Annotated in this window: 10 protein-coding genes; 5 read left to right on the top strand and 5 right to left on the bottom strand. The window is 51.7% G+C overall.

Annotated elements, in window-relative coordinates:
• Window positions 1–235: 235 nt before the first annotated feature.
• From FC20_RS08030 to FC20_RS08015, 4 genes are all read right to left on the bottom strand, one after another.
• A complete protein-coding gene (locus FC20_RS08030; RefSeq protein ID WP_008462045.1) occupies window positions 236–3217 on the bottom strand; it encodes a bifunctional diguanylate cyclase/phosphodiesterase in 2982 nt (993 codons plus the stop codon).
• Between the two features lie 202 nt (window positions 3218–3419).
• Complete coding sequence (locus tag FC20_RS08025) at window positions 3420–5513, bottom strand: AAA family ATPase (RefSeq protein WP_056945368.1); 2094 nt, start codon at window positions 5511–5513, stop codon at window positions 3420–3422.
• Between the two features lie 120 nt (window positions 5514–5633).
• A complete protein-coding gene (locus tag FC20_RS08020) occupies window positions 5634–5873 on the bottom strand; it encodes a hypothetical protein (RefSeq protein WP_008462037.1) in 240 nt (79 codons plus the stop codon).
• Between the two features lie 195 nt (window positions 5874–6068).
• Window positions 6069–6752, bottom strand: coding sequence for a type 1 glutamine amidotransferase (locus FC20_RS08015; protein ID WP_008462035.1), 684 nt, complete (start codon window positions 6750–6752; stop codon window positions 6069–6071).
• 209 nt (window positions 6753–6961) lie between these two features.
• On the opposite strand from FC20_RS08015, the gene glpK reads away from it, so the two are divergent.
• The 5 genes from glpK to FC20_RS10170 are packed head-to-tail and all read left to right on the top strand — an operon-like array spanning window position 6962 to window position 10852.
• Window positions 6962–8479, top strand: coding sequence for a glycerol kinase GlpK (gene glpK / locus FC20_RS08010; protein ID WP_008462033.1), 1518 nt, complete (start codon window positions 6962–6964; stop codon window positions 8477–8479).
• Window positions 8480–9244, top strand: coding sequence for a tyrosine-protein phosphatase (locus FC20_RS08005; protein ID WP_054668068.1), 765 nt, complete (start codon window positions 8480–8482; stop codon window positions 9242–9244).
• Window positions 9245–9281: 37 nt separating this feature from the next.
• Window positions 9282–10058 (top strand): tyrosine-protein phosphatase, encoded by a 777-nt coding sequence (locus tag FC20_RS10410; RefSeq protein ID WP_008462028.1) that lies wholly within the window; start codon window positions 9282–9284, stop codon window positions 10056–10058.
• 6 nt (window positions 10059–10064) lie between these two features.
• On the top strand, window positions 10065–10565 hold the full coding sequence (locus FC20_RS10405; RefSeq protein ID WP_008462027.1) for an O-acetyl-ADP-ribose deacetylase: 501 nt from the start codon (window positions 10065–10067) through the stop codon (window positions 10563–10565).
• 2 nt (window positions 10566–10567) lie between these two features.
• Window positions 10568–10852 carry a hypothetical protein gene (locus tag FC20_RS10170; RefSeq protein ID WP_082610496.1) on the top strand — a complete coding sequence of 95 codons (285 nt, stop codon included), beginning with the start codon at window positions 10568–10570 and terminating at the stop codon, window positions 10850–10852.
• Here the strand turns inward: FC20_RS10170 and FC20_RS10400 are convergent.
• The gene (locus FC20_RS10400) at window positions 10835–11086 is read right to left on the bottom strand and encodes a hypothetical protein (RefSeq protein WP_156402966.1); all 252 of its coding nucleotides are present in this window, start codon (window positions 11084–11086) and stop codon (window positions 10835–10837) included. The two genes, FC20_RS10170 and FC20_RS10400, sit on opposite strands and share 18 nt — an antisense overlap.
• Window positions 11087–11167: the final 81 nt, after the last annotated feature.

Genomic DNA, 11167 nt, shown 5'->3' with positions numbered 1-11167 from the left:
TTGAGTAAGATCATGAGCAGCATTTTCCGTAGTTGAGTAAGATCATGAGCAGCATTTTCCGTAGTTGAGTAAGATCATGAGCAGCATTTTCCGTAGTTGAGTAAGATCATGAGCAACCTCTACCGTAGTTGAGTAAGATCATGAGCGACCTCTACCGTATTTGAGTAAGTTTATGAGAGCCCGCCAACGCAAAAAAGGAAGCGAATCACGAAGATTCGCTTCCTTCAAAACAAAATTACTCATATTCCGCTAGATACCGGCTGCCGTCGATGCCGCAGCGGCCGTGATTCTTGACCTTGTACAAGTTGTGGTCAGCCAGGTGGATCATGCCTTCCAGCTCATCCTTAGTCAAAGCCTTGCCGTAGCAGTAGCCAACCGAAATGTTGATGGTCAGGTTGATATCCAAAATCTCCATCTTCTCCAAAGCCTGCCGCAGCTGCCAGTCCTTAGCCTTGATGTCCTCGATCTTGCTAAAGTCCCCAATCACCAGGAACTCGTCGCCCCCGTAGCGGTAGCAGTTGCCGATGCCGTAGATCTTAAGCAGGTTCTGGCTGATTTTTTTCAAAATCTCATCGCCGTAGCAGTGGCCGAAGGTATCATTGTACTCTTTGAAAAAGTCGATGTCCATCATCAAGACAAACAGCGGCCGCCCGGTCAGGTAGGCAAAGTTGTGGCTCAGGCTGTGCCGGTTTTGCAGCTTGGTCAAGGCATCTTGCGAGGCCTCGTTCTCCAGCTGGGCCAGGCGCTGACTATTTTTAGTCGTATCGATAAAAAGTCCCATCAAACCAGCGATCTTGCCGTCTTGGTAAACTGGCGCCTTGAAGGCCAGGATGTCGCGCACCTTGCCCCGGGCTAGGGTTTTGCCGCGTTCCCGCACCGACACGCCCTCATCCAGGACCTGCTGCTCGCTGCTGCGGAAATGCTCCGGGTTGATGTTAAAACCGAGCTCCTCATCGGTGCGGCCGACCAGATCCAGGAGCGACACGCCATAGTAGTCCAAAAATTGCTGGTTGGCTCCTAAGAAGCGCCAGTTCTGGTCCTTCCAAAAGAGACCAATCTTGATATTGTGGGTCAGGGTCTGCCAGAGACTCTCCGGCGCCAGCTCCTTCTGGTCCTTTTTGGCAAAAGTAAGCAGGCGACTTGGCTGCTCGCTGATTGTAGACAAAAAGGCCTGGCAGCGGTCACTCTTGGCTACCAGTTGCATAACCATCCGGTAGCGGAAGCTTTGGTCAACGATCGTGTACGATGCCGTGTCGCCAGTGTCTGTGCAGCTTGCGATCGTATCCCAGAAGCGGAGAGCGTTATTGCACTTTCGCCCATTGAGTAGGGCCAGGTGGTCGGTCAAGTTGCCGTTCAGTTTAGTCAGCAACTTTTGCCCGGCACCGTTCATGTAGCCCAATTTAACGTGCCCGTCTTCCACCAAGTAGACCATGACTGGCACTGGGGCCATCAGGCCGGTTTTTTCCTGGTCAAAAAAGTGGGCGTTTGGGTCCAGCACATTGATCAGGTTGAGCTCCCGGTAAAAGTCTCGGTCAGCCAGCCTTTGCGGCGGGAAGCCCTGCTGAGATAGATCGTGGATGGAACTGGCAAAAGGCAGGGGCTTAGCTAGGTAGTTGCCCTGCATCATGATGCCACCGATCGACTGAATAAAGTCAACCTGGTTTTGGCTCTCGATATTTTTAAAAAGTGGCCGGACGCCCAGGTGCTTGCAAGCCGTGACGATCGAGGCCAAGAGCGTGGTGGACTTGGGATCGTGGACGTCAAAAGTCGTCATGTCAAACTTGAGGAAGTCAAAAGTAAACTGGATCAAGGCATCGGTGATTGGGTAAGAGCTGCTGGCCAGGTCAAAGGCATATTTGAAGCCGTCTTTGCGTAAGGACAAAAGCTGCTCTTGCACCAAATCTGGGTCGGCGTTGTTGGGGATGGCCAGGTCAAAGTAGAAGAACTGGCGCGGCAGCTGGTATTCTTGCAGGATCTTTTTCACCTGGTTAAAAAAGGTTTTGTTCTCCAGGTCCGTGATAGTCAAATTGAAGACCATCGGCAGGTTCTGCAGCTGCTGACGGTAGCGCTTGTGCCAAATCTTGCAGCTTTCCTTGATGATGTAACTGTCCAGGTAATCGGTCAGGTGGTTTTCCTCTAAAACTGGCAAAAAGTCCTTGGGGTAGAGGGTACCGTAAACCGGATCGTTCCAGCGGGACAAGAGCTCAAAGGCCGCAGTATTCTTGCTCATCAGGTTGATGATCGGCTGCACGGTGACCGTGATCCAGCCTTTTTCGAGGGCCTCCATGAAATGGCCGAGGACGTAGTCGCGCCGGCTGACTTGTTCTTGCAGGCGCGGGCTATAGTAGTGTAGCGGCTTGGCAGCTGGGTTGTAGATCAAAGCCACCCGGGCCTTGTCGAGAGCCGCGATCGGCAGCTCGGCCTGGCTAGTGACGTAGATCCCGCAACGAATGGAAGTGATTTGGTCGGCGGCAGTCTTTTTGACCGAATCAGCCAGCTGTTTAAGATGACTGCTTAAGTAGTGGTTGGCGGTCAAAATGATAAACTGGTCCTGGAAGTAGCGGGCAATCAGGGCATGCGGAAAAAGGCTTCGCATGCTTTGCGCCAGCTGCTGGAGGAGCTGGTCGCCTTGCTCGTAGCCAAATTTTTCATTATATGCTCGCATATGGTTGACGTCGACCAGGACGAAGGCGGCTGACTCGTTTTTAGCCAGGAGCTTTTTTAAAAAAGTTGCCCCATAAGCTTCAAAGTACCCAATCTGCTTGAGTCCGGTCAGCTTGTCAACCTGGTCAGCTTTTTGCCTAACATAAGGACTAATCTGGTCAGCCAGCTTCTGTCCATTGGTGGTGATATCGAAGTAGTGGACGATAAAAAGTTTGATGCCGTTATCTATTTGCGTTTTACAATAGGCCAGGAGCTGGTGGTAGTGACCCTCAATCGATAGGCGGTAGGTCAAGCGGTGTGCCTTCTTCTGGTCAACCTGCTGGATAAAATTATACAGGCGGCTCCGGTCTTCTGGGTGAACCCGGCTGAGGTTATGTTGGCCAAGGTAGGCCATCATGGACGCCCTGCCTGATTTGACCATGTTGCAGTAGCCTTCCGATAAGAGCAGCACCTGGTATTGGCCGTCTACCAACTGGTAGATCATAATTGGAAAAGGCGATTTTTCATAAAAATTTTTGCTTTGCTGATCGAACTGATACAGGGATGCAGCCATAAAAACGTCCTTTCATCTGTAAGCGCAATTATAGTTTAATTATAATACAAATTCCGAACGATTTCAGGCCCAAAAGAAAAGAGACAGCAATTTCTTGCTGTCTCTTTTTGATATTTTCTATAGCATTAATGCACTAATATTCTTTGTGTATATTGTGCTTTTTATTCTAGGTGTTTTTACTTACTGCTTTCTTCCTTATATATTATTTAGCTTCAGTATCTTCGTTGATCTTTAAAGCCCCGTCAACCATTTCCGCCTTCAGGTGCTTGACATCCAAGTGGTCCAGGTAGTAGTCCGTTACCTTGTCGCGGATTTCTTGTTCTATCACTCTTCTGAGTGGACGGGCCCCCATGGCTTCATCGTAGCCTTGTTCAATCAAGTAGTCCTTAGCATCTTCACTGACTGTTAAAGTCAAGCCCTTCTTAGCCAAGGTCTTGTTGACATCGTCCAGCATCAAGTTGACGATTTCCTTCAAGTCTTCCTTAGTTAAGTGACTGAATTCAATAACTGCGTTGAACCGGTTCAAGAATTCTGGTCTGAAGTAAGGAGCCAGACGGTCCATCAAGCTTTCATCCTTCTTAGCTTCGCCCATCAGCTTTTCATTGCCAAAGCCGGCGTTAGACGTAGCAATAATGATGGTGTTCTTGAAGTTAACCGTGTTGCCTTGGCCATCGGTCAAGCGGCCATCATCTAAGACTTGCAAGAGCAAGGTAATAACTTGTGGGTCGGCCTTTTCGATTTCGTCCAGCAAGATGATGGAGTAAGGGTTCCGGCGAACCTTTTCCGTCAAGGTGTTGGAGTTGTCGTCATAGCCAACGTAGCCGGCACTGGTCCCGATCAGCTTGGAAACGGCCGTCCGGTCAGCGTATTCGGACATGTCTAAGCGGATGATGGCATCCTTGGAGCCAAACATGTCTAAAGCCAGCTGCTTAGCCAGTTCCGTCTTACCAACCCCGGTTGGACCAACGAAGAGGAAGGAGCCGATTGGCCGGTTGCCTTCGTCAAAGCCGGCCCGGTTTCTGCGGATGGCCTTGGCTACAGCTTCAACAGCCTCGTCCTGGCCAATGACCTTGCCCTTGAGCCGGCCAGCCAGGCCCTTCAAGCGTTCAATGTCGCTAGCACCCATCTTGGAAACTGGGATGCCGGTCAAGCGTTCAACGGCAGCAGCCACGTCAGCTGGCGCAGCAACGGTCTTGCGCTCGTCATGGCCAGCGTCCAGCTGCTTTTGCAGCTTTTCAGCTTCAACCTTGTGCTTTAAGGCTTCTTCGTAGTCTTCTTTTTCAGCAGCCTTTTCTTGAGCCTTCTTTTCTTCCTTGATCTTCTTTTCCAAAGTCTTGGCGTCCGTTACTGGGTGCTGAGCAGCCAGGTGGGCAGCCGTCATGTCAAGCAGGTCAATGGCCTTGTCTGGCAAGGCTCTTTGCGGAATGTACTGAACGGAGTAGTTAACCGCAGCCTTTAAGACATCATCTGGCAATTCCACATTGTGGTGCTTTTCATACAAGGAGCGGATGCCTTGCAAGATCTTGAAGGTGTCTTCCGGACTTGGCGCGTTAACCGTAACTTCGTTGAAGCGGCGGGCCAAGGCAGCATCCTTCATGATGGTGTTGTGGTATTCGTCTTGGGTGGTGGCACCGATCACGGTGATTTCACCGCGAGACAAGGCAGGCTTTAAAATGTCGCTCATGCCCTTGGAGCCGCTGCCATCGCCCATGCCGCCGGCACCTAAGATTTGGTGGATTTCGTCAAAGAAGAGAATGATGTTGCCCTTAGCCTTGACTTCGTTGACCAGGTCTTGAATGTTTTGTTCAAAAGAGCCCCGGTACTGGGTCCCTGCTTCCAGACTGGAAATATCAATGGAGATGATTTCCTTGTTCTTGATTGCTTCTGGCACGTCGCCGTGAACAATGGCTTGAGCCAAGCCTTCAACAACAGCGGTTTTACCAACCCCGGCGTCCCCAACCAAAACTGGGTTGTTCTTGGTCCGGCGAGAAAGGATTTCGGCCGTTTCCTGAATTTCCTTATTGCGGCCAATGACTGGGTCAAGCTTGCCTTGACGGGCTTCTTCAGTTAAGTTGCGGCCCAATTTTTCCAAAATGCCATTAGCCTTTTGGCCCTTAGCAGGAGCAGCGGTCTTTTGTCCAGGGAGCTGGCCAGTCTTTTGGTATTCTGCAAATTCTTCTGGGGTGACCTGGCGGCCGTTGATCAAGTAGCGGCGGTTTTCTGAATTAAAGCCGCCCATGCCATTCATTAATTGTCTAAACAAATCGTCCATATCGTTAAATTCATCGTAAGCCATCTTTTGTACCTCTTTCTAGGTTTAATGATCGCGAGATAGGTTATTTAAAGCAAGATAAAAAGCCCTATGCATTGAAACAATACAAGAGGACTTTTCTCAGCGGTTAACTAACCTTCCTTATTATTTGTCATCATTGTCATCGCTGAGATAGGAATTCTCAAGTTCCCGCAAGACTTCCCACATGGCCTTGTGCTGAGCCCGGGCGAGAGCGTCCAGGTCGCGCAAATTTATGGAAGTCGCGTTGGATTGATGCTTGTTAAATGACTTGTGAAGGGTAGTGTAGCCGTATCCTGAATCTTTCGCTACGCGGTAGATGGTCAGGTGATGGTTATCGAGATACCGAATGATATCGATCTTCATCGTTCTCACTTCCCTACATCAATTATTATACCACGTTTGTGATATACCACAAGTGTGAAATAATATTTTTTTGAAAAAATTTGGTGGGGGATACTTCTTAAAAAGTAAACTCAAACGACAGAAATGCTTAATAATAAAGTAGAAAGCAAAAGCCCTAGCTTGACTTAAGAATCAAGCTGGGGCTTTTTCAGATCATTATTTTGCAACTACAGTAGCAGCAACTCTTTCTTCATGCCGCTTCAAGATCAGGTCTACTAAGGCGTGGGCCACGTTGTCGTTTTTCAGCATTGGACCATGGGACCAGGAACCGATAAAGTTTTTGTAGCGAACACCGTCTTCTTTTTCCTCGTGGTTGTTGCCATAGCCTTCAACCACCTTGGCAAAAGGCTTCAGCATGTCGCGGTCATCCAGGAAGGTTTGACCAGAGTGGTTTTCAAAGCCGATGGTTGGGCCCCATTCGGTTTCGTACTTGGTATCGCCAATCATCCGCTTTTCGGGGTCAAATTCCGTATGGAGGGGCAAGATGCCCAGGCCCTTAATCTTGGTGCCGGAGATGGTGTTGTAGTAAGTCCCCATCAGTTCATAGCCACCGCAGATGGCCAGCATGGGATTGCCGGCTTGGATGTAGTTGTTTAGGGTGTCCTTGTAGCGCTGCAAGTCTTTAGCAACGATGCTTTGCTCGTAGTCTTGACCGCCACCGAAAAAGACAAAGTCATAGTCATCAGCATTAAAGCTGCTGCCGAGGGAGATGTTATCAACGCTGGTTTGGTAGCCCTTTTTGGCTAGCCAGTAGCGCAGGATCTTGACGTCGCCTGAGTCGCCATAGGTGTTCATCAGGTCTTCGTACAGGTAAGCAATTCGAATTGTGTTATCAGCCATAATTTCGTCCTTTGTAAATCTGTTTAGAATAAGTATAAACCAAAAAGGGGAAAAATAGTAATTTGAGGGGGTGAGGGGATAATTGAAAAAATGCCCTGGCTTTTGCCAGGGCATTTTACGTTTGACTTGTTTTTTCCTTTAGCATAGACTTAAAGAGGATAAAGTTAGTAAGCGTTTACGAAAATCTGAGTTTATAAAGGAAAAAGACAATGACAGACCAAATCGACAAGTACATCATGGCCATTGACGAAGGGACAACTTCAACCCGGGCCATTATTTTTGACAAAAAGGGCCAGCAAGTGGCCAGCGTTGCACGGGAATTTACCCAATATTTCCCTAATCCTGGCTGGGTGGAGCACAACGCTGAAGAAATCTGGCATGCCGTCCAGATTACGGCCTCCACGGCCTTGATCAACGCGGGCCTGCGGCCAGACCAGATCGCCGGCGTCGGCATCACCAACCAAAGAGAAACGACCGTGATCTGGGACAAGCAAACGGGGCGGCCGATTTATCACGCCATCGTCTGGCAGTCCCGGCAGAGTACGGCCTTAGCAGAAAAGTTGAAAAAGGACTACGGGCAGCTGATCCAGGACAAGACTGGGCTGATCGTGGACCCTTACTTTTCTGCGACCAAGATTCGCTGGATTTTGGACCATGTGGCAGGCGCCCAAGAGCGAGCGGAAAAAGGCGAGCTGCTTTTTGGCACCATCGACAGCTGGCTGGTCTGGAAACTGACCCGGGGCCAGGTTCACGTGACCGACTACACCAACGCCAGCCGGACCATGCTGTTTAACATCCATGACCTAACCTGGGACGCGGAAATCCTTGATTTGCTGAATATCCCGCGCAGCCTTTTGCCAGAGGTCAAATCTAATTCCGAAATTTACGGGGAAACCGACCCCTACCAGTTCTTTGGCGGCAAGGTGCCAATTTCTGGCATGGCTGGGGACCAGCAAGCGGCCTTGTTTGGCCAGCTGGCCCTGAGGCCCGGCATGGTCAAAAATACCTACGGGACAGGCTCCTTCATCGTCATGAATACGGGGGACAAGGCGGTCAAGTCAGAAAACAACCTGCTGACGACGATTGGCTACGCGATTAACGGTCAGGTGACTTATGCCTTGGAAGGATCGGTCTTTGTGGCGGGCTCGGCCATCCAGTGGCTGCGGGATTCAGTCAAGCTGCTTTCGTCAGCACCTGATTCTGAAAAGGCGGCACTAGAGTCAACTGACGACAACGAAGTCTACGTGGTGCCGGCCTTTACCGGCTTGGGGGCGCCGTACTGGGATGCGGAAGCCCGGGGGGCCATTTTTGGTCTGACGCGGGGGACCAGCGACAAGGACTTGATCAAGGCCACCTTGCAGTCGCTAGCCTACCAGACCCGGGACGTGGTTGCCACCATGGAAAAAGATTCTGGCATCGCTATTCCGGTTTTGCGGGTTGACGGGGGCGCGTCCAACAACAACTACCTCCTCCAGTTCCAGGCCGACATCCTGGGCAAGACCATCGAAAGAGCCGCGGACTTAGAAACGACGGGCCTTGGCGCTGCCTTTTTGGCGGGACTGGCCGTGGGCTATTGGGACAGTATCGATGATCTCCAAGCAATTGCCAAAACCGGCGCCCGTTTTGAGGGTAAAATGGAGGAAGAAGAAAAAGAGCGCCTTTATGCGGGCTGGCAGCGGGCCGTGGCCGCAACGCGCTTTTTTGCCCATGGAAAAGAGATGAGGTAGATGGAACACAAACGAATCGTGCCACTAGACGGCGGCTACAACTGCCGGGACCTGGGCGGCTACCGGGCTAGCGATGGCCGCCGCATCAAGTGGGGCCGGCTCTATCGGTCAGGGTCACTGAGCTACTTGTCAGCGAAGGACCAGGTCGAATTTGCTAGGCGGCGGGTGACGGTGGATTGCGATTTGCGCTCGCGCAATGAGCAGCACAATTACCCAGATAAATTGTGGCCTGGCGCCCGGCAGATTGATGCCCATTTTTACAGCAAGTCTGGCCAAGAGGAGGCCGAAGCTGAGGAAGCTTGGCGGAAGGGGCGGAAAAAGCTGCCGCACCTGCCGTCTTATTTAGGCGTGATCTACCAGCAAAACATGCTCGCGCCTAGAACCCGTGAAGTGATGCGGCTGATTTTTGCCGAAATGCTGGACCTGCCAGAGGGCGAGGCCTTGCTCTACCACTGCTCCATGGGCAAGGACCGGACCGGGATGGTCAGCGTAATGGTCTTGATGGCGCTAGGCCTAGATGACCGGGAGATCATGCGGGACTACCTGCTTAGTCGGGAGAACCCGCGCACGATTAATGAAGCCGACATCGATGACCAGCTGGGCCGGCAGATTGCCAAGATGAATGAGACGCAGGTTAGCCAGACGGCTTTTTATGGGATTACCGAAACCATCCGGCAGATGTGGGGCGGCTTTGCCGGCTACTTTGAAAGCCTAGGCTTTGAGCCTGGCGATTTGGACCGGCTGCGGGACAAGTTTTTGGAATAAAATTGATTGTCTTTTAGGTGAAGGGAGGCTTTTTAACATGAGAGAAAGGCAAAGAGTGATTGAGCTGGACCAGGCGGTCAACTTCCGCGACCTCGGCGGCTACCGGGGCCTCGGCGGCCGGCAGGTCAAGTGGGGCAAAATTTACCGGTCGGCGGCTTTAAACGAATTGACGCTTAAGGACCAGATTATTCTGCGCAACTTGCGGATTACGGTCGACTGCGACCTCCGGACCCGGCATGAGCAGACGGCTTACCCGGATCTGCTTTGGCCCGGCGCCCGCTTGGTCGACATCGGCCTTTATGCCGAAGGCGCCCGCTTCAACCAGAGCCATCCTTTTTTGCGCCTCTTTCACCACATACCGGACTTTGAGGACAACTACCTGGCCAAGATCTACCAGCAGGTCCTCTTGAATGACCATTCAGAAGCGGGGATCCGGCGGATTTTTAACGAATTGCTTAGGCTCCCGGCGGACCAGGCCCTGGTTTACCATTGCGCGGCCGGCAAGGACCGGACCGGCATTATCAGCATCTTGATCTTGCTGGCCCTGGGCGTTGACGACAAGACGATCGCGCAGGACTACCTGTTGACCGATGACCTGTATGACTTTTCTTATAAAAAGCAGCACCCGACTAACGAGGCCTTGTCGCAGCTGATTGCGCAGATGAACGTGACCAAGGGCGAGGGGCCGGCGGTGCTGGGCGTAACGGAGACCATCCGGCAGGGCTGGGGATCTTTTGACAAATTTTTTACCAGTAAATTAGGCTTTAGTAAGCAGGACTTGGAAAAGTTCCGCGCAATGTATTTGGAAGGATAGGATTTGATGAAGTTAGAAATCTGGCAAGGCGATATTACCAAGCTGCAAGTGGACGCGATCGTGAACGCGGCCAACAAGTCGCTCCTAGGCGGCGCCGGCGTGGATGGGGCGATCCACCGGGCAGCTGGGCCGGAGCTTTTGGCGGAATGCCGGGGCCTGGGCGGCTGCGAGACCGGCGAGGCGAAGATTACCAAGGGCTACCGCCTGCCAGCGAAGTACGTGATCCACACGGTGGGGCCGATTTATACGGGCTCGCACAGTGACCCGCTGCTGCTGGGGACGTGCTACCGGAACAGCCTACGGGTGGCGGCGGAGCACGGCCTTCACTCGGTGGCTTTTCCGGCGATTTCGACCGGCGCCTACGGCTATCCCTTTGAAGACGCCAGCAAGGTGGCCTTTGCCGAGGTGCGCAAGTGGCTGCGGGAGCACGCGGATTACGACATGCGGGTAATCATGGTGGCTTATAGCGATAGTGACTATGCTTTTTATCAGAAGCTGCTAGGGTAGGCGTGCGCTGTGAGGCGTCAACCGGTGTGGATTTTGTCGGAATATGCCCTCAAAGTATGTCAACCGGTTTGGATTTTGGCGAAAAAAGCCCCCAAAGTATGTCAACCGGTTTGGATTTTGCCAGAAAAAGCCCCCGAAGTATGTCAACCGGTCTGGATTTTGCCGGAAAAAGCCCCCGAAGTATGTCAACCGGTGTGGATTTAGGCGGAAAAAGCCCCCAAAGTATGTCAACCGGTGTGGATTTAGGCGAAATATGCCCCCGAAGTATGTCAACCAAATCTGGTTGAGTCAACTTGGGGGCATAATTTTTGGAAAAATTGTTTGGTTGAGTCAAGTCGGGGGCGAAAAAGCGGCAAAAAGAGTCCGGTTGAGTCAAGTCGGGGGCGAAAAAGCGGCAAAAAGAGCCCGGTTGAGTCAAAACGGGGGCGAAAAAGCGGCAAAAAGAGTCCGGTTGAGTCAAAACGGGGGCAAAAAAGCGGCAAAAAGAGTCCGGTTGAGTCAAAACGGGGGGAGGGATGCACAAAATCTGACTCAACTGTTGGAAGTGACCTCCCAAAATTTACTCAACCGAAGCCCCTTTTTTAAAAAAGCCTCACACAAAC

Origin of the sequence: Lactobacillus equicursoris DSM 19284 = JCM 14600 = CIP 110162 (assembly GCF_001434815.1) — a bacterium.
GTDB classification, from domain to species: Bacteria; Bacillota; Bacilli; order Lactobacillales; family Lactobacillaceae; genus Lactobacillus; species Lactobacillus equicursoris.
Note: the sequence above shows the minus strand (reverse complement) of the source record. Positions and strands in the feature narration are given on the sequence as shown.